This window comes from Actinomadura xylanilytica (assembly GCF_030283145.1).
GTDB lineage: Bacteria > Actinomycetota > Actinomycetes > Streptosporangiales > Streptosporangiaceae > Spirillospora > Spirillospora xylanilytica.
Window position 1 is genome coordinate 169,485 of sequence record NZ_JASNWE010000003.1, and the last position, 18,157, is coordinate 187,641.

16 protein-coding genes are annotated in these 18,157 nt (G+C 71.9%); 15 read left to right on the forward strand and 1 reads right to left on the reverse strand.

The window, feature by feature from the left end:
• The first annotated feature begins 51 nt into the window (after positions 1–51).
• Together QP090_RS18780 and QP090_RS18785 are read left to right on the forward strand one after the other, a co-directional pair.
• Complete coding sequence (locus QP090_RS18780; RefSeq protein ID WP_285940279.1) at positions 52–1,386, forward strand: aspartate aminotransferase family protein; 1,335 nt, start codon at positions 52–54, stop codon at positions 1,384–1,386.
• The gene (locus QP090_RS18785; RefSeq protein ID WP_285940280.1) at positions 1,386–2,378 is read left to right on the forward strand and encodes a Gfo/Idh/MocA family protein; all 993 of its coding nucleotides are present in this window, start codon (positions 1,386–1,388) and stop codon (positions 2,376–2,378) included. Before QP090_RS18780 ends, QP090_RS18785 begins: the two co-directional genes overlap by 1 nt.
• A 289-nt stretch (positions 2,379–2,667) precedes the next feature.
• Here QP090_RS18785 and QP090_RS18790 read toward each other — a convergent pair whose 3' ends face one another.
• Positions 2,668–3,306, reverse strand: coding sequence for a hypothetical protein (locus QP090_RS18790; protein ID WP_285940281.1), 639 nt, complete (start codon positions 3,304–3,306; stop codon positions 2,668–2,670).
• A gap of 420 nt (positions 3,307–3,726) precedes the next feature.
• Here QP090_RS18790 and QP090_RS18795 point away from each other — a divergent pair, with 420 nt between their 5' ends.
• The 13 genes from QP090_RS18795 to QP090_RS18855 all read left to right on the forward strand — a co-directional run bounded on the left by QP090_RS18795 (position 3,727) and on the right by QP090_RS18855 (position 18,157).
• The gene (locus tag QP090_RS18795; RefSeq protein WP_285940282.1) at positions 3,727–5,487 is read left to right on the forward strand and encodes a fatty acyl-AMP ligase; all 1,761 of its coding nucleotides are present in this window, start codon (positions 3,727–3,729) and stop codon (positions 5,485–5,487) included.
• A gap of 119 nt (positions 5,488–5,606) precedes the next feature.
• Positions 5,607–7,292, forward strand: coding sequence for an acyl-CoA dehydrogenase family protein (locus QP090_RS18800; protein ID WP_285940283.1), 1,686 nt, complete (start codon positions 5,607–5,609; stop codon positions 7,290–7,292).
• Positions 7,289–8,962: an acyl-CoA dehydrogenase family protein gene (locus QP090_RS18805; protein WP_285940284.1), complete on the forward strand. Its 1,674-nt coding sequence runs from the start codon at positions 7,289–7,291 to the stop codon at positions 8,960–8,962. Before QP090_RS18800 ends, QP090_RS18805 begins: the two co-directional genes overlap by 4 nt.
• A gap of 66 nt (positions 8,963–9,028) precedes the next feature.
• The gene (locus QP090_RS18810; RefSeq protein ID WP_285940285.1) at positions 9,029–9,316 is read left to right on the forward strand and encodes an acyl carrier protein; all 288 of its coding nucleotides are present in this window, start codon (positions 9,029–9,031) and stop codon (positions 9,314–9,316) included.
• Positions 9,313–10,245: a 3-oxoacyl-[acyl-carrier-protein] synthase III C-terminal domain-containing protein gene (locus QP090_RS18815; protein WP_285940286.1), complete on the forward strand. Its 933-nt coding sequence runs from the start codon at positions 9,313–9,315 to the stop codon at positions 10,243–10,245. Before QP090_RS18810 ends, QP090_RS18815 begins: the two co-directional genes overlap by 4 nt.
• An 8-nt stretch (positions 10,246–10,253) precedes the next feature.
• Entirely contained in the window at positions 10,254–11,663 is a 1,410-nt protein-coding gene (locus QP090_RS18820; protein WP_285940287.1) for a preATP grasp domain-containing protein, read from the forward strand.
• A complete protein-coding gene (locus QP090_RS18825; protein ID WP_285940288.1) occupies positions 11,653–12,948 on the forward strand; it encodes a type III PLP-dependent enzyme in 1,296 nt (431 codons plus the stop codon). Before QP090_RS18820 ends, QP090_RS18825 begins: the two co-directional genes overlap by 11 nt.
• Positions 12,949–12,990: 42 nt before the next feature.
• Positions 12,991–13,296: an acyl carrier protein gene (locus QP090_RS18830; protein WP_285940289.1), complete on the forward strand. Its 306-nt coding sequence runs from the start codon at positions 12,991–12,993 to the stop codon at positions 13,294–13,296.
• An 84-nt stretch (positions 13,297–13,380) separates the two neighbouring features.
• Complete coding sequence (locus QP090_RS18835; protein ID WP_285940290.1) at positions 13,381–14,187, forward strand: hypothetical protein; 807 nt, start codon at positions 13,381–13,383, stop codon at positions 14,185–14,187.
• Positions 14,184–14,891, forward strand: coding sequence for a hypothetical protein (locus tag QP090_RS18840; protein WP_285940291.1), 708 nt, complete (start codon positions 14,184–14,186; stop codon positions 14,889–14,891). The genes QP090_RS18835 and QP090_RS18840 overlap by 4 nt, the downstream gene beginning before the upstream one ends.
• The gene (locus tag QP090_RS18845; RefSeq protein ID WP_285940292.1) at positions 14,888–16,051 is read left to right on the forward strand and encodes an acyl-CoA dehydrogenase family protein; all 1,164 of its coding nucleotides are present in this window, start codon (positions 14,888–14,890) and stop codon (positions 16,049–16,051) included. The genes QP090_RS18840 and QP090_RS18845 overlap by 4 nt, the downstream gene beginning before the upstream one ends.
• A complete protein-coding gene (locus QP090_RS18850; RefSeq protein ID WP_285940293.1) occupies positions 16,044–17,426 on the forward strand; it encodes an MATE family efflux transporter in 1,383 nt (460 codons plus the stop codon). Before QP090_RS18845 ends, QP090_RS18850 begins: the two co-directional genes overlap by 8 nt.
• Positions 17,423–18,157 carry a 4'-phosphopantetheinyl transferase family protein gene (locus tag QP090_RS18855; protein ID WP_285940294.1) on the forward strand — a complete coding sequence of 245 codons (735 nt, stop codon included), beginning with the start codon at positions 17,423–17,425 and terminating at the stop codon, positions 18,155–18,157. Before QP090_RS18850 ends, QP090_RS18855 begins: the two co-directional genes overlap by 4 nt.

Here is an 18,157-nt window from a genome sequence, read left to right on the forward strand (position 1 = left end):
ACGATTCCTCGCATGCCCGATCGGCAGCATCCACGAAGGAGAGGCGAAAGCATGTCCGAGAACCCCGAACCGGGGAGGCGGAACCCGCGTGACCGAGCATCGGAGCATTGGCAGGCCGAACAGGAGGTCCTCGGGCCGGGCCTGCAGGCGGTCATGCTGTGGTCCGAACTGTGCGTGGAGGAGGCGTCCGGCGCGGTCCTGACCGACATGGACGGCAACCGGATCCTCGACCTGCAGGGCGCGGGAGGTGTGAACTCCATCGGTCACGCCAATCCCCGGCTGGTGGACGCGCTCACCACGGAGATCACCACGGCACCGGCCGGGGCGTTCGGGTCACGGGCCCGTCGCGACATGACGAACTCGTTGCGCCGGGTGCTTCCCGGTGACCTCGACCGGATCCAGCTCTACAGCGGCGGCGCCGAGGCGGTCGAGGCGGCGTTGCGGCTCGCCAAGTCCGTCACCGGCAAGCACGAGTTCCTGTCGTTCTGGGGCGGCTTCCACGGGAAGACCGCGGGCAGCCTCGCCCTGACGGCCGGGGCCCGCGCGAAGCTCGGCCCGCTGCCGCCCGGGTACTTCAGCGCCCCGTACGCCAACTGCTACCGGTGCCCGTTCAAGCTGAAGCCGGCGTCCTGCGGCTTCGCCTGCGTGGACCATGCCCGCAGCGTGATCAAAGAGAACTCGACCGGGTCGCTCGCGGCGATCGTCGTGGAGCCGGTGCAGGGCCGTTCGGGCAACGTGGTTCCGCCGCCGGGATACCTCTCGGCGCTGAAAGGCCTCGCCGAGGAGTTCGACGCGCTGCTCATCGTCGACGAGATGATGACGGGCTTCGGCCGTACCGGCAGCATGTTCGCCTTCACCCAGGACGACGTCGAGCCGGACATCGTCACGGTCGGCAAGGGCATGGGCGGCGGCTACCCGGTCACCGGTGTGATCGCGTCGGCCGAGACGATGTCCGCCTCCCCGTTCTCCGACCCCAGCGCCAGCTCGTCCAGCTTCGGGGCGTTCCCGATGGCCTGCCGGGCGGTGGCCGTCGTCACCGACGCCCTGGTCGAGGGCGATCTGCCCGCGCACGCGGCCAAGCTCGGCACCGAGATGCTGGCCGCGCTGGCCCCCCTCGCCGAGGAGGCCCCGCTGGTCGGTGACGTGCGAGGCCTGGGCCTGGCGATCGGCATCGAGTTGGTCGCCGACAAACAGACCCGCGAACCGGTCGGTAAGGACATCGTCCGCAAGGCGTTCCTGGCCCTCATGGAGGCCGGGGTGCTGGTCATGGTCGGCGGCAACAGCCTCCGGCTCTACCCGCCCCTCAACATCGACACCGAACAGGCGCACCAGGCGGTCGACCTGATCCGCCGCACCCTGATCGACCTGCCCGCCGGAGGCGCGTGATGGATTTGGCGATCATCGGATTCGGTACCGCGGGCGAGGCGCGGCTGTTCGCCTACGCCCTGATCGAGAACGCGCGCGTCACCTGCGTCGTCGACCCCTCCCCGGACCGGCGGGAACGTGCGGCCCTCCTCGGCCTCACCGCCTACGCGGATCTGCCCGCGATGCTGGCGGCGACCCCGGTGGACGCGATCGACATCTGCTCGCCCCCGGCCTACCACGCCGAACTCGTCACCGCCGGGCTGACCGCCGGGTGCCACGTGATCTGCGAGAAGCCCGTGGCGTTCGAGGGAGCGAAGGCGGCCGAACTGGTCGCCTGTTCACGGCGGACGGGGCGGCTGCTCTACCCGGCGCACAACTACACCTTCTCGCCGATGATGCGGATGTTCACCGAGGCGATCGCGGACGACACGGTCGGCCGGCCGATGACCGCGTCGTTCGAGATCCGACGCCGCACGCACGCGCGCGGCGTGCCGTCCTGGATGCCGGACTGGCGTCGCGATCCCTCCGTGGCGTGCGGCGGCATCCTTCTGGATCACGGCACGCACTGCGTCTACATGGCGACCCGCCTTTTCGGCGCCCTTCCCACCAAGGTGTCGTGCACGACGAGCCTGAACGACGATGGTCTGGACCACGCGGCCAAGCTTCAGTTGAGTTTCCCGGAGGGCTCCTGCAGCATCGTCCTGAGCTGGGTCAGCGACGAACGTTCCAACCTGTACGAGCTGAACGGCCCGACCGGTTCGGTCTCTATCCGGGACGGCCGCGCGCTCGTCGAGGGACCGCGTGGCCGTCAAGTCCGGGAGCTCACCTCCCCCACCGGCAGCGGTACACACGAAGAATGGTTCGCTGACATGTTCGCCGACTTCGCCGGGCTGGTCGAACGCCCGCGCGAGTGGTCCCGGCCGCTGGACGAGACGCTGGCGACCGCGCGGATCATCGACGCGGCCTATCGCTCCGCCGCGCAGAACGGCACAGCGGTCGCCATCGACGGCTAGGCGGTGTTTCCAACGCCCGGCCCGGCGTCCTCGCCTGGCGGCTCGGACGCCGACCGTGCTTGGGCGAGCGCGACATCGCTTCGCGATCTGGCCGGTGGGGCTCGCCTCCGGCTTCGCCCCACCGGCCAGGTAGCGCACTCGCGCGACGGCCGAGGCACTTTGAGACAGGCCCTAGGTGTACTGACGACAGAGGTTGTGAACGCGGGGAACACGTTCAGATGGTCGTGGAATGAGGGGGCCTCCGGGTTCGGTGTGGATTGCGAGATCCACGCCGACGCCTAGGAGGCCCTCATGCCCCATCGCGACGCCCCAGACCTGACCCGGCGGTGTCGAAGGCCCGCAGCAGGGCTCGGCCGAACTCGGGGCTGGCGATGTAGGGGCGTGGGGCGCGCAGTCGGGGGTCGCAGTCCATCACCATGTCGTGGACGTCCTCGCCGTGGTAGGGCGCGAGCCCCTCGCCGCCCGCCAGGCCGTCCCCGACATCGGCGAGGTTGATCCACTCCCGCACGCGGGGGCGTGCCGGGCTGCGCCGCCAGGCCAGCGGCGAGCCAACGGTGATCAGCGTGACCGCCTCGCGGGGAACCGTCGGCCGCCGGGCGAGGACGTCCACGGCCGCAACGGCGCCAAGACCGAAACCGACAACGGCCCGGGTCTCCGGGGCGAGCGCCTCGCGGACCGCCCGGTGGTCGCCGGCGGTTGGGCCGGACATCATCGCGCGGACCGTCCGGATCAGGTCCTCGGGCGGCAGACCGGTGAAGAAGCGGGACCGGCTGAGCGCGACCAGGCGGTCGGCCGCGAACTCTCGGCGGACGGCCTCGTCGTCGAAACGCGCGACGCGCCACCACCGCTCGAGAACCTCCGCCTCCCACCCGGTCAGGGGCGGCTCACCGGAGTGCTCGGTGCGGCCGTCGACGTCAACGATCGCCACGTCCGGCGCCTCGGGCGGTGTGGCCCCGGCGAGAGCCAGACCGTCCTGCAGGGAGGTGACCCACTCCAGCCGCAGCGAGCACGGATCCCGGCGTGGCCCACCGGTTCCGTGCACGACGAGAACGGATGTCACCGCTACCTCCAGGCGTCGCGGAACGGCTTCCGCCGCTCCTCGCGTATTTCGGTGGACTTGGTCCGTTCACGCTAACTCCTGAATCGGCCGACGACCGTCCGCTATTCGAACAGCGACCCGCCTGCACCTTGTTTTCGCAGCTCATAGCCGTGTTGGACAATTCGGGCCTACCCGATCAGGCGGGTGTTCGTGCAGATCTATCGCGCGCTCTTCTATGGCTTGTGACCAATTTCTTGGATAGGCGAGGCTTGACTACCCGACGTCTCGACCGATGAAGGCCGGCAGCATATGAACGAGCACAGCAGCTTCGTCGAACTCATGTGCGCGAGGGCGATGGAACACGGTGACCAGACCGCCCTGGTCTTCAGCGCGGATCCGTTCCGCCCCGAACGCGACGAGATCCTGACGTACCGGAGCCTCGACCAGGCCGCCCGGCGGGTGGCCGCGTTGCTCCAGGCACGGTTCGCCCCCGGCGACCGCGTCCTGGTGCTGCAACCGACGGGGCTCGGGTTCGCGTCGAGCTTCCTCGGCTGCGTGTACGCAGGCATGGTCCCGGTCGCCGCGCCGCCGCCCGACGGCCACCGGCGCCAGGCGGACCGGATCGCCGCCATCGCGCGGGACGCGGACGCCGTCGCGGCCCTGGCCGACACCACCGACATGGAGGCGCTCACGACCTGGGCCAAGGAACAGGACCTCCCCGGGTTCGCCCTCCTGGACCCCTCATCCGAGCAACTGCCCCTGGCCGCCGCCTGGCGGCGTCCGCCTGCCGACCCCGACGCGCTGGTCTTCCTCCAGTACACCTCCGGGTCGACCAGCGACCCCAAGGGCGTCATGGTCGACCACGCCAACCTGCTGGCCAACGCCCGGCTGCTCGCACTGGTCCTCGACCTCGACTCCGCGACCGTCGCGGGCGGCTGGCTGCCGATGCACCACGACTTCGGGTTGATCGGGCTACTGCTGACTCCGCTGATCCTGGGCGGCCGCAGCGTGCTGATGCCGCCGATGGCGTTCCTCAAGCGACCCAACGCCTGGCTGACACTGATCGACCGGCACGGCATCGACTTCTCGCCGGCCCCGAACTTCGCGTTCGAGCTGGCCGCCCGGCGGGCCACCGACGCGGAGATCGCCGAACTCGACCTGTCCCGCTGGCGGCTGGCGGTGAACGGCGCGGAGCCGGTCCATGCCTCGACCCTCGAGGGGTTCGCCCGGCGGTTCGCGGCGGCGGGTCTGTCCCCGACGGCGCCGCTGCCCGGCTACGGCATGGCCGAGACGACCCTGGTGGTCTCCGGCGACCGGCCCGGCCGCCACCCCGTGATCACCCCGGTGGACCCGGCCGCGCTCGAACGCGGCGAGCTGGCGCCGCCCGCCGACGGCGCGACGGCGCGACGGCTCGTGAGCTGTGGCCCCGCCGAGGTGCTCGACATCATCGTCGTCGACCCCGACTCCGGCCGGATGCTGCCGGACGGGCGGGTGGGGGAAATCTGGGTGCGCGGCCCGAACGTCGCCCGGGGCTACTGGAGGCGCCCCGAGGAGACCGCGCTGGTCTTCGATGTCACCACCGCCGACGGCGACCCGGGATACCTGCGCACCGGCGACCTCGGGATCCTGCACGAGGGCGAACTCTACGTCACCGGCCGGATCAAGGAACTCATCATCGTCCGGGGCCGCAACCTGTACCCGCAGGACCTGGAGGCGGTGACCCGCACCGCGCACCCGGCCCTTGAACGTGGCGTCGGCGCCGCCTTCTCCGTCCCGGTCCCGGAGGAGGAAGTGGTGATCGTCCGAGAGTGCCGCGAACGGGATCCCGCCGAACTGGCACGCGTCGCCGAGGCCGTTCGCGACCGCCTGAGCCGCGAGTGCGGGGTGAATGCCCAGGGCATCGTCCTCGTCCGCCCCGGCAGGGTCGCGCGGACCAGCAGCGGGAAGATCCAGCGCCGCCTCGTTCGCGAGCAGTTCCTGCGGGGGGATCTGACCCCAGTCCACGCGGAACTGAGCCCGTCCGTCCGCGCCAACCTCCCCGCCGTCAAGACCGGGAGGACGGCATCGTGACGCCCCCCGCCAGACCCGCCGCCTCCGTTGAGCCCGCGGTTCCGGTCATGTCCGTCGTGCCCACCGGGCCTGCGGCCTCCACCGCGCCCGCAGCGCACTCGGCGCGCGTCGTCATCGCTATGACGGTCGATCTCGCGGAGTTCGATCGGGCACTCGGTGATCCCTTCGATCCGGCTGCGCCGTTGTCGTTCGCTCGGAGTGCGGAGTCGGATCGCCGGGAGGAGTTCCCCGCCGAGATGTGTCAGGAGCTCGATCGGTTGGGGATGCCCCGGCTTTACGTTCCGGTCGAGCATGGCGGGGCGCTCGCGCGTTACGACGAGCTGCTGGCGGCGCTGCGGTTGGTGGCTCGTCGCGATCTGACCGTGGCGATCGGGCACGGCAAGACATTCCTGGGTGGTGCCTGTGTATGGCTCGCGGGCCGTCCCGAGCAGGCCCGCGCGCTCGGTGCCGACATCGTCGCGGGCGCGCCCGTCGCGTGGGGGTTGACCGAACGCGGTCACGGCAGCGACCTGCTCGCGGGCACGATGGCGGCCACGACCGAGGCGGGTGGCTACCGCGTTCAGGGCGAGAAGTGGCTGATCAACAACGCCACCCGGGGTGACCTGATCTGCCTGCTGGTCCGGACCCGTCCCGAAGGCGGTCCGCGCGGGTTCAGCCTGCTGCTGGTCGACAAGCGGCGGTTACCGCGCGATCGGTACCGGCATTTGCCGAAGGTGCTCACCCACGGCATCCGGGGTGCCGACATCAGCGGATTCGGGATGGACGACTGCCCCGTTCCGGCCGACGCGCTGGTCGGGGTGGAGGGCGGTGGGCTGGAGACGGTCCTCAAAGCCCTCCAACTCACCCGGACCGTGTGCACGGCGCTGTCGCTCGGGGCCGCCGATCAGGCGCTCCGGCTCGCGGTCGAGCACGCCGCGCGGCGCGGACTGTACGGCCGCACGCTGGTCGATCTGCCGCACGTTCGGCGCACGCTCGGCCGAGCGTACGCCTCGCTCTTCACGGCCGAGATCGTCAGCGTGTTCGCCGCCCGCGCCTTGCACACCGCGCCGGAGGAGACGAGCGTGATCTCGGCGGTGGCCAAGGCGTACGTCCCGTCCCGCGCCGACGAGCTGATCATGACGTGCGGGGAGCTGCTCGGGGTCCGGGGCTTCCTCACCGAATACCACGAGCACGGCGCGTTCCAGAAGCTCGACCGAGACCACCGGGTGGTCGGCATCTTCGACGGCAGCACGTTCGTCAGCCGGCACGCCCTGATCAACCAGTTCCCGCTGCTCGCCCGTTGCCACCCGGCCGCCACGGCGGACCCGGCGGGGGTCGAGCACGCCGCCGACCTCACGGCGCCGCTGCCGGCCCCGGAGCTGGACCGGCTGAGCCTGATGGCGCAGGGCGGCTGTGGCCTCACCCAGGGGCTGGTCTCCGCCGCGCGCGACCTGCGCGCCCTGGCGGTCGCCGGGCACGCGTCCGCATGGCTCGCCGGCCTCGCGGAGGAGCTGTCCGCCCACTGCGACCTCCTCCACGAGGAGCTGGCGCAATTCCCGCCTTCCTCCCAGTTCGCCCCGCCGGAGGCGTTCGCGCTCGCCCGCCGGTTCGAACTGTGCTTCGCCGGCGCCGCCGCGCTCAGGGTCTGGCTGCACAACCTCCGCTCCGGCCACGACGAGCTCTGGCTCGAGGCGTGCCTCGTCCACATCCTGCGGTCATTGCGCCCCGCCGAGATGCCCACCGACGAGGAGGTCTTCGACCGGCTCTTCGACGCGCTGCGCTCCGGCGCCTCCGTCGGGCCGCCCACCACGAAGGGAGTCCGGTGATCGCCACCGAACTGGAACGCCGCTTCGGCGATCCGTGGGACTCCGGTAACCCGACCGGCCACGCCGCCGTGCTGGCCGCCGACGAGCGCGGCGAGACGTTCGCCGCCGGGGAGCAGGTCCTCGACGCCGTCGGGTTGAACGCCGAGTTCGTCCCAGTCGACCTCGGCGGACGGCTGGCCCGCCTCGACCACCTGATCCAGGTGATGCGGCCGGTGTTCCGCCGTGACCCCGCCCTGGGCCTGGGGTACGGGGTGAGCAGCCTCATCGCCGCCGTGAACGTCTGGGCCGCCGGCGACGCAAGCCAGCGGCGCCGCGTCGCCGACCTGCTGCTCGCGGGCGGCCGGGTCGCGGCCGGGTACCACGAGCTCGCCCACGGCAACGACTTCGCCGGGAACGATCTGTCCGCGCTGCCCGGCCCGGACGGCGTGCTCCGCCTCAACGGGCGGAAGGAAGTGATCGCCAACGCCGGGCGCGCCGAGGCCATGGTGCTCTTCGCGCGCACGTCCTCCGAGCCCGGCAGCCGCAGCCATTCCCAACTCCTGGCGGAACGGGCCGACCTGCCCGCGGGTGCGTTCCGCGACCTGCCGCGCTTCCCCACCTCGGGCATGCGCGGGGTGCAACTCGGCGGCCTGGAGTTCCGCGACTGCCCGGTCCCGGCGGACACCGTCCTCGGCGTGCCCGGGCACGGAGTCGAGACGGCGCTGCGCTCGTTCCAGATCACCCGCACCGTGCTGCCGGCGATGGCCACCGGAATCCTCGAAGCCGGACTGGATGTCACGGCCCGGTTCGTCGACGCGCGCATGCTGTACGGGCGATCACTGGCGGACATGCCGCACATCCGATCGATTCTCGCCGACGCGTTCGTCGACCTGCTGATCTGCGAGTGCCTGGCCACGGTGACGGCCCGTTCGGTGCACCTCCTGCCCGACGAGACGAGCCTGTACGCCTCGGCGAGCAAGTACTTCATCGCGACGCTACTGACGGACGCCGTCTACGAGCTGTCCCGTGTCCTGGGTGCGCAGTTCTACCTTCGCGACGGCGAGTACGGCATCTTCCAGAAGCACCTGCGGGACCTGCCCCCGGCGAGCTTCGGGCACTCCGCGCGGGCCACCTGCCTCGGCACGGTCCTGCCGCAACTGCCCCGGCTCGCCCGCAAGGCGTGGCGCGGCGGCGACGCGCCGCCTTCCGAGGTGTACCGGCCCGGCGGGCCGCTGCCGCCGCTGTCGTTCGACCGGCTCACCCTGTCGTCCGGCGGGCGCGACAGCCACAGCGCCGCGCTCACGGCGGCCCTCGACGCTCCGGACGTGCCCGCCGACCTGCGCCGTCACCTGCTCGTCGCCGCGAACGAACTCGGCACCCTCGGCCTCGAATGCGCCGCGCTGGCCCCCCGCGACCTCACCGTGGACGCCCGTCCGGAGGTCCTGGAGCTGCCCGCCCGGTACGCGGCGGTGCTGGCCGCGACCGCCTGCGTGAACGTCTGGCTCCACAGCAGGGATCGGAGCGAGGACTTCCTCGCCGACCCGCAATGGGTGACGGCCGCGCTGCGCCGCATCGCCGGACGGCTGGGCCGCGACCCCGGACCACGACCCCGCCACCACGATGAAGCGCTGGCGGCGGACGTCCTCGCCCGGCACCGCCGGGGCGGCGGCTTCGGCCTGTTCGGCCTCTAGGACCACCGATGACCGCTGCGACGGTGCCCCCTGGGCGGCTCCGCCCGTCATGACAAGGAGACTGAGATGCATGGTTCTGAGCTCGCCCCGATGGAGCCGAGCCTTCGGAGCTGGCTGCGGGAACGCGTCGCCCACTACGCCCGGCGTGAGCCCGCCGACATCGACCCGTCGGTCAGCCTGACCAACTACGGCCTCGACTCCGTCTATGCGCTGAGCCTCTGCGGCGACCTCGAGGACCACCTCGGGGTCGTCCTGGAGCCCACGGTCGTCTGGGACCATCCGACGATCGAGGCGCTGATCGCGCACGTCGAGGAAATGCTGGGCGGTTCCAGCCGGCGGATGGACGCCGGATGACATCGCTGGAGGCCGTGGCGACGTATCTGCCGCCCGGAGTGGTGCCGATCGCCGACATGGCCGAGGAGCTGGGGCTCAGCGCCGACGAGCTGAAGGTGTTCCGGCGGTTCTACGGGCTGTCGGAAGTCCGGCGGGAGCCCGAGGGGACCCTCACCGACCTGCTGCTGTCGGCCGCAGGGAAGCTCGACGCGCTACGCGGCCGGGAGCACCATGTCCGGTACGTGGTGCAGGCGCGGACCATGCCGGTCGTCGTCCCGCACCCCGTCAATCCCATCCACGAGGTGCGGGACGCGCTCGGGCTGCGGCACGCGCAGGCGTTCGCGTTGACCCACCACGCATGTGCGTCCGGGCTCCTCGCGGTCGACCTGTGCGGCAAGCTGCTGCGCGCCGACGGCGACCCCGACGGCCTCGCACTGATCCTCACCGGGGAGAAGACGTTCACGCTCGCCGCGCAGACGGTTCCGGGCACCGCCATCAACGGCGAGGGCGCCGCCGCCGTACTGGTCGGGATCCGCGGCGCCCGGGACCGGATGCTGGGGTACGCCGCGCGCACGCACGGCCGGTTCTATGAATGCCTGTCGCTGACCGACGCGCTGTTCACCGAGTTCCAACGGATCTACGCCGGCGCGCTGGCCGAGTCGATGCTCGCCGCCGTCGACACGGCGGGGCTGACGCTCGACGACATCGCCCTGGTCCTCCCCCACAACGTCAACCGAGTGTCGTGGGTCCGGCTCGCCAAGAGCCTCGGGCTCCCACTGGACCGGGTGTTCCTGGACAACGTCCCGGTCACGGGTCATTGCTTCTGCGCGGACCCCTTCATCAATTACCAGACGGCCGTCGAACTCGGCCGGCTCCGGCCCGGAGACCGCTACCTGCTGACCACGGTCGGGCTCGGGGCGACCTTCTCGGCGATGGTCTTCGAGCACTGAGGATGTACATGGATTTCAACGAACGGCTGAAGTCGGCCCTGACCGGAGCGCCCGACACGAGCCTGGTCCTCCTCGGCAACTTCGAGGTGGAGGACCAGTGGGCGCGCGGTGAGACCGGCCTGCCCCGCCTCGCGTTCGGGTCCGACAGCGTGATCGTCAACCGGATGGACGAGTTCGCGCTCCTCCTGGCGGGCAAGAGCGACCACGTCGTGCTGAAGACCGCGCCCGACTCCGACTTCCTGGCCTACCTGGAGGACCTCGGCTTCGATCTGCCGGGAATCCTCCCCGTCGCCCGCAACGACCCGCGCAACCTGGTCACCGAGGACGCGCTCGCCGACCCGGCGCTGCTCACCGAACTGGGCGTGCTGGGCGCGGAGGGCGCGGCCCTCAGTGCCCACGGGGTCTCGGAGCTGGAGGAACGGCTCGCCGCCACGGCGGGGATCGCGCTCGCCGCGCCGTCCGCCGCGACCTGCAAGGCCGTCAACAGCAAGATCTACAGTCGGCGGCTGGCCGACGCCCTCGGCATCCGGCAGGCCCGCGGCTGGACCTGCGACGACGTCGCCGGGCTCGAGGAGGCGTTCACCGCCGCCCGCGCCGTGCTCGCCGCCGGACGTCCGGTCGTCGTCAAGGACGCCTACGGCGTCTCCGGCAAGGGCATCGAGCTCGTCGAGGGCGAACGGCGGCTGGACCGGCTGCTCCGCATGATCACCAAGAGGGCCGGGCAGGCGGCCGGCGGCCGGCTCGGCCTGGTCGTGGAGGAGTGGGTCGGGAAACGCGCCGATCTCAACTACCAGTTCACCGTCGGCCGCGATGGCGGCGTGCGCTTCGACTTCGTCAAGGAGGCCCTCACCGAGAGGGGGGTGCACAAGGGCCACCGGATCCCCGCGCGGCTCACCGAACGCCAGGTCTCCGAGCTGAAGGACGTCTCCGGCCGCCTCGGCGAGTCGCTGGCCGCGGACGGCTACTACGGGGTCGTGGGCGTCGACGCGATGGTCGACCCGGACGGCGGCCTCTACCCGGTCGTCGAGATCAACGCCCGGAACAACATGTCGACCTACCAGGCCGCCATCCAGGAGGCGTTCCTGGGGGAACGGGCGGCTGCGGGGACGACGGCGCTCGTCCGGCAGTATCCGCTGCGGCTCACCCGGCCGCTGCCGTTCGGGTCGCTCCGCGACGTGCTCGGAGATCTGCTGTTCGACGCCCCCGGCGGCACCGGGCTACTGGTCAACAACCACGCCACCGTCAACGCGGCGGCACCGGCGAGCGCGGAGCCCGCCGACGCGACGGACCGGCCGTTCGCCGGCCGCTTGTACGGCGTGGTCATCGCCCCCTCGGCGGAGCGGATGACGGCACTCGACGGCGAGATCGGCCGCCGCCTGGCGGCCCTCGGAGAAAGGAGCTCACCCGATGTCGCGTGAACTGCACGTGCAGGGCATCCCGGTGTCCGACCTCGCCCGGCGGTACGGCACGCCGTTCTTCGTCTACGACGGGCAGGTCCTGCACGACCGGTTCCACGGTCTGCGCGACCGGCTGCACCCGGCGATCGAGATCTTCTACTCGCTCAAGGCCAACCCCAACGTATCGATCTGCTCGCTGCTGCACTCGTTCGGCGCCCGCGCGGAGATCTCCTCGCTGGTGGAGCTGCGGACCGCCCGGCGCGCCGGGGTCGCGCCGGAGGACATCATCTTCCTCGGCCCCGGCAAGAGCCGCCAGGAGCTCGCGGCCTGCCTGGACGAGGGCGTCTTCGCCATCGTCTGCGAGTCGTTCCCCGAGCTGGCGCTGGTGGACGAGCTGGCCCGGAGCCGCGGCGTGCGGGCCCCGGTCGCGCTGCGGGTCAACCCGAGCTTCGCGGTCAAGCGGTCCGGGCTGGCGATGGGCGGCAAACCCCGCCAGTTCGGCATCGACGAGGAGCAGGTGTTCGCCGAGACCGATCTGGCCGAACGGCACCCCGGCGTCGACCTGATGGGGGTGCAGGTCTACATGGGCACCCGCATCCTCGAGGAGGACGTCGTGGTCGAGAACACCACCCGCATCCTCGACCTGGCCGAACGGGTCGCGGCGCACCTCGGCATCACGCTGCGGATGGTCGACGTCGGGGGCGGGCTGGGCGTCGGCTACTTCCCCGGTGAGACCGACCTGGACCCCGCCGTGCTGACCGAGAAGCTCGACCCCGTCATCGCGGGCTTCGCCGACAGGCACCCCGGCACCCGAATGATCATGGAGCTGGGGCGGTACCTCACCGCCGAGTCCGGCACCTACGTCGTCGGCGTCCGCTACGTCAAGACCTCGATGGGCGAGCGGTTCGCGGTCGCCGACGGAGGCACCAACCACCACATGGCGGCCGTGGGCATCGGCTCGTTCGCCAAGCGCAACTTCCCGATGGCGGTGCTCAACCGGCTCGACGAGCCCGCAACCGAGAACTGGAACGTCACCGGGCCGCTGTGCACGCCGAACGACACCCTCGGCAAGAAGGTGGCACTCCCGCCGGTGCGGCCCGGCGACCTGATCGGGGTGCTGCGGTCCGGGGCGTACGGCCCGACCGCCTCACCCGTACTGTTCCTCAGCCACGGCTACCCCGCCGAGGTGCTCGTCCACGAGGGCCGGCCGCATCTGGTCCGCGACCGCGACCTGCCGGAGGACCTCATGGCCCGCCAGCGCCTGTTCGACCCGGCCGCGCGGAACGCGGCCGACGTCGCCCCCTGACCCCGTCCCCACCACCACGACACACGAAAGGTGACCTTTCTGATGGAGAACACGGCGCCGGGCAATGCCACCGGCCTGCACGGCCAGGTGGTCGGCACGATCGTGACCTCGCTCGCCGAGGCGACCCAGCTCGATCCGGGCACGATCGGCGAGGGCAGCACCCTCTTCGACGAGTTGGGCCTCGACTCCACCACGGTGCTGGGGCTGCTCATGGCCATCGAGGAGGAGCTCGGGATCGAGTTCGAAACCGACTCGCTGGAGCAGCATCACTTCGAGTCGGTGGGCACTCTCGCCGCGTTCGTCGAGGTGCAGGTGGTCGAGCAGGTGCCCGACCTGGCCGGGGCCTAGCCGCCCATGTACCTCGCCACAGCCCCCGGTCCAGCGCCCGTCGCGGCGCCGGGGGGGCGGACGCCACTGCGCCTGTCGAGGCTGGTGAGCCTGACGTTCGGGTCGGGCAGGCCGTTCCTGCCCGACCCGATGGAGCCGAGCCTGGAACGGATGCAGGCGGATCTGACCCGCCCGTACCAGATGGAGTTCCGCCCCGGCTTGCTGGCCCGGGGCCGACGCAACACCTTCACCGAGATGAGCCAGGCCCTGCTGGAGGCTCTCCAGCCGTTCGAGGGACCACTGGACATGATCCTGGTGGTCAACAGCGTGCCGGACGCCGACCCCCGCCGGTCGCCGTCCTGTTATCTCGCCGACGCGGCCCCCGGCGACGCGCTGGCGTTCAACGTCTCCGACCAGGGAACCGCCGGGCCCTTCACAGCCCTGCGCCTGGTCACCGAGTACGCCCGTGCCGACGCCTTCCGCCACGCCCTGGTCGTCATCCTGGACCAGCGCAGCTTCCCCTACGACACGGCCGGCGCGGACGGCGTCCCCGATCATGACAGCGCGGTCGGCCTGGTCCTCGGCCCCACCGGCCCCGCCGGCGAGCCGACCACCCGTCAGCGCACCGACGTGAGCCCCGGCGAGGTCCCCGCCCTGCTCAACGCCGGTGGCGGCACGTCCGTCGTGTTGGTGGCCGGGGAGGGGATCGAGCCGGACTGGATCGTGCCGGGACGGTTCGCCGAGGTGATCAGGGCGCCCGAGGGGCGTCCCTGCACCGGGCCGTGGTCCGCGCTCGCCGACGCGCTGCCGCGCCTGGCCACAAGCGGGCGGAAACGGCTGGTCGTCGCGGACTACGACCGTGTCCAGCGCTACCTGTGCCTCAGCACGATGGAACTGGAGGAGGATCTATGACGAGCCGGGAGGCCGCCGTCGTCGAGGCGGTCACGGATACGTGGGCGAGGTTGCGGGGGACCGCGCGCGGTGCGGGCGTCGTTCCCGCGCTGACCGAGCTGCGGGCGGCCGTCTGCGCGGGGGCCCTGCCGTGCGGCCCGGGCGGGCACGCGTTGGTCCCCACCGCCGTCGCCGACGGTTGCGACGTCGCCTGGGCGAACGGTCGGGTGGTCCCCCGCGCAGCGGACCGCGAGGACGTGCTGACCGAGATCACCGTGTCCGGCGGCGCCCTCGTCGCCCTCCGCACCCGGGGTGAGGCCCTGCCCGACGCCCCCGAGGCACCGGTCCGAGCCTGGACGCTGGGCCTGGCCTGGGTGCGGTTAGGCCTCTCCGACCGGCTGATGGATGCCTGCATGGTCTACCTCGGCGGCCGAACCGTCGGTGGCGGCACCTTGCTCAACCAGCAGATGGTCAAGGGGGCGCTCGCCGAGGTGGCGATCGAGCACCTGGAGATCGAGACCATGCTGGGCGGCGCCGCCCCCGGCGACCTCGACGACGCCGCCGTGGCCCACCTGCACGCCCAGATCACCCGAGCCGACCGGATGCTGCTCCGCCTGCTGGGCGCCTCCGGGTTCCTGGCCGACGGCCCGGGCCAGATCGCCCGGGTGTCGGAACTGCTCGCGGACGTCTACGTCGGTCACGCCCCGGAAAGGGGATCACGATGATCGAGCTGGATGATCGGACGAAGGCGATCCGGCTGCGCGCCCGGGAGTGGGCGCGGGAGTTGAAGCCGCTGGCCCTGGAGCTGGACGGGGACCCCGATGCGATCTACCGCCACCTCGACGTGGGGATCGTGTCGTACCTGACCCGGATGCCGCTCCCCCCGGAGTACAACCCCGACCCCGTGGTCATCGACGGGCACCGGTTCTACGGCACCGGGACCCTGGAACGGGTCGTGTTCGCCGAGGAGGTGGCGGTCGGCGACGCCGGGATGCTGCTGGCCGCGCCGGGCCCGGTGATGTCGGGCGTGCTGATCGACTCGCTGGGCGACGAGCGGCAGAAGAAGTGGTTCTACAGCCGCATCCTCGAACGCCCCACCTGGACGTTCTTCGCGTTGACCGAGCCCGCCCGCGGCTCGGACGCCGGGGCGATGGAGACCACCCTCACCCCCGCCGACGACGGCGACGGCTACGTGTTGAACGGCGCCAAGCGCTACATCGGCAACGCCGCCCGCGCCGACATCGGCGTCGTCTTCGCCCGCACCCGGCCCGGCCCGCTCGGCGTCACCGCGGTCCTCACCGAGGCGTCCGCCCCCGGGTTCACCGCCGAGCCCCTGGAGACCATCGGACTGCGCGGGCTGCGCATCACGGCGATGACGCTCGACAACGTGCGGATCGCCGCGGACAACGTGCTCGGGCGGCACCTGCGGCCCACCCAGCGTGGCATGTGGAGTGCGGTCCAGGGACTGAACCGGCTCCGCCCCGGCGTCGCCGCGTTCGGGCTGGGCATCGCCCGGTCCGCGTACGAGTACGTCCGGGAGAACCGGCCCGGCCTCCCTGCCTGGGATCGGGAGCGCCTGGACGACCTCGGTCGCCGCATCACCGGCGTCCGCCAGCTGATCTGGCGGGCCGCCCGCGCCGTCGACGAGAACGACCCCGCCGCGGGCTACCTGGCGTCCGCCGCGAAGGCGAAGGCGTCCCGGCTCGCCGAGGACGCGACCATGGAGGCGCTCGGCTTCTTCGGGCCCGGTGCCCGTCTGGAGCATCCGCTGCTGGACAAGCTCGCCCGGGATGCCCGCGCCGTCGAGTTCATGGAGGGGACCGGCAACATCCAGAAGCTCAATCTCTTCACCGGCCTGCTCCAGGGACGCCTGCGTCGTGCCTGACACCGATCCCGGTCCGGCGGGAGCCGCGGACCGGCGGCTACGCCGGGACGTGATGCGGCTCGCCGGACCCATGACGTTGGCCGGGACGGCCGGGGTGCTGGTGCCGACCGTGGTGCTGGCCCTGGTCTCCCGGTTGGGCCCCGACGAGATGTCGGTCCGGGCTCTCTATACGCCGCTGGCCTTCCTCTTCCTCGCGGTGCAGATGGCCTTCGACCTCAGCAACCAGGCCGGGGCCGCATTCCACCGCGGGCAGGGGACCGACCGGAACGTGCCCGCACATGCGGTCAGCCTGCTGCGGGTCTGGGTCGGGATCGGGGTGGTGATCGGCGCGCTACTGGCGGTGGCGGCACCCGCCCTGACCGACGCGCTCCAGGTGGAGCCGGAGGTACGGCCACAGTTCGAGGCGTTCCTGCGCTGGATGGCGGCCGCCAACCTCACCTTGCCCGGATCGGTCCTGGCCGCGTCCTGCCTGCGCGGAACGGGCCGAGCCCGGGCGGCGGCGTCGATCACGCTGACCAACGCGGTCGTGGAGATCGCCGGCGTCGCCGTCCTCGGCCATGGCACCGGCCTGGGGATCATGGCGGTGCCGGTGGCGACGGCCCTTGCCGGCCTGTCCGGGACCCTCCTCGGTCTGGCGCACCTGCGCCGCGCGGGCCTGTGGGGACGGCCGCTCGGGTGGCGGCCGGACGCCCTTCGGCGACTGCTGTCGGTGGGGCTCCCGGTCGGCGTCTCCTACCTCGTGCTCTTCGCGATGAACCTGGCCCTGCTGTGGGTGCTCAGCCCGTTCGGCCGGAACATCCGCGACGGGTTCGCGGTCGGGGTCGCCGTGCAGAGCTTGGTCATCATCCCGGCGATCGCGCTCGGCTCCGCCACCGCGATCATCATGAACCAGCACCGCGGCGCCGGGCGGCTGCCGTGGCTGGACGGCACGCTGCGGGCCGGGCTCCGGGTCACCTTCGTGGTGTACGCAGCACTCGTCCCGGCCGTCTGGCTCGGCCGGGACGTCATCGGCCGGCTGATGGCAGGGGACACCCAGGTGGCGGAGGAAGGCGTCCGCTATCTCGGCGTGGTCGCCCCGACCTACCTGGTCTTCGGGATGGTGCTGGTGGCGGTCACGGCCATCGAACAGGTCGGCGGCGGCCTCGTCGCCCTCGGCCTGAACACCGGTTACACGGTTGGAATCATCGGCGTGGGCGGCCTGCTGGCCCGACGGCTCGACGACCCCGGCGCCCTGTACATGACGATCGCGCTCCTCAACCTCGCAGGCCTCGCGGGAGTTGTCGTGGCGATCCGATTCGTCCGCGGCCTGAGCCGAAGCCAACCGAGCGCGCCCGAACCCCGCGCCCGCTTGGACCTTGGCAAGGGCGGCCGGTGAGCGAACCCATGCCGGACAACGGTGCTGTGGACGTCTGGACGGTTCCCCTGGAGCTGCCGCCACCCACCGTGTCGCGGCTGCGGGGAACCCTGAGCGAGGAGGAGGTGGAACGTCTTCGCCGCAGCCGCTCCGACGCCGAACGGCGTCGGTTCATCGTCGCCCACGGTGCGCTACGGCGGATTCTCGGGGGGTATCTCGGGGAGCCGCCCGAGGACCTGCGCTGGACGCGGGGTCCGCACGGGAAGCCCAGGCTCGCCGGGACCGACAGCCACCTCCGGTTCAACCTCTCGCACGCGGGAGAGTTGGGCCTGGTGGCGGTGACCTCCCGTGGCGAGGTCGGGGTCGACGTGGACCTGCCACGGTCCGGGATGCCCGTCCGGTCGTTCGCCGCCCGGTACTTCCCCGAGGCCGAGGCGGACATGGTCGCCGGGGCCGGCCCGTCCCAGGCTCGGGCCGCCTTCCTGCGGCTCTGGACCCGGAAGGAGGCCGTGGTCAAGGCGGCAGGGGGACGGGTGGTCCAGGGGCTGCGCCTCCCGGTGGCCACGAGCGGGTCCGGCGCGGCGTCCGGCGCCATCGTGGTGCGCGATCCCACCGGGACGATCGCGGGGACCTGGTCCGTCCAGGATCTGCCGATGCCCGGCGAATACGCGGCGGCGGTGGCCGTCGAGGGACGACGGGCGCCGATGGTCACCGTCAGGGCGTCCTTTCGTGCGCCACTACCGGAAACGTGA

Coding starts and splice junctions, on each gene's coding strand:
- QP090_RS18780 (WP_285940279.1), top strand. CDS start 52: ATGTCCGAGAACCCCGAACCGGGGAGGCGGAACCCGCGTGACCGAGCA.
- QP090_RS18785 (WP_285940280.1), top strand. CDS start 1,386: ATGGATTTGGCGATCATCGGATTCGGTACCGCGGGCGAGGCGCGGCTG.
- QP090_RS18795 (WP_285940282.1), top strand. CDS start 3,727: ATGAACGAGCACAGCAGCTTCGTCGAACTCATGTGCGCGAGGGCGATG.
- QP090_RS18800 (WP_285940283.1), top strand. CDS start 5,607: ATGACGGTCGATCTCGCGGAGTTCGATCGGGCACTCGGTGATCCCTTC.
- QP090_RS18810 (WP_285940285.1), top strand. CDS start 9,029: ATGCATGGTTCTGAGCTCGCCCCGATGGAGCCGAGCCTTCGGAGCTGG.
- QP090_RS18815 (WP_285940286.1), top strand. CDS start 9,313: ATGACATCGCTGGAGGCCGTGGCGACGTATCTGCCGCCCGGAGTGGTG.
- QP090_RS18820 (WP_285940287.1), top strand. CDS start 10,254: ATGGATTTCAACGAACGGCTGAAGTCGGCCCTGACCGGAGCGCCCGAC.
- QP090_RS18825 (WP_285940288.1), top strand. CDS start 11,653: ATGTCGCGTGAACTGCACGTGCAGGGCATCCCGGTGTCCGACCTCGCC.
- QP090_RS18830 (WP_285940289.1), top strand. CDS start 12,991: ATGGAGAACACGGCGCCGGGCAATGCCACCGGCCTGCACGGCCAGGTG.
- QP090_RS18840 (WP_285940291.1), top strand. CDS start 14,184: ATGACGAGCCGGGAGGCCGCCGTCGTCGAGGCGGTCACGGATACGTGG.
- QP090_RS18845 (WP_285940292.1), top strand. CDS start 14,888: ATGATCGAGCTGGATGATCGGACGAAGGCGATCCGGCTGCGCGCCCGG.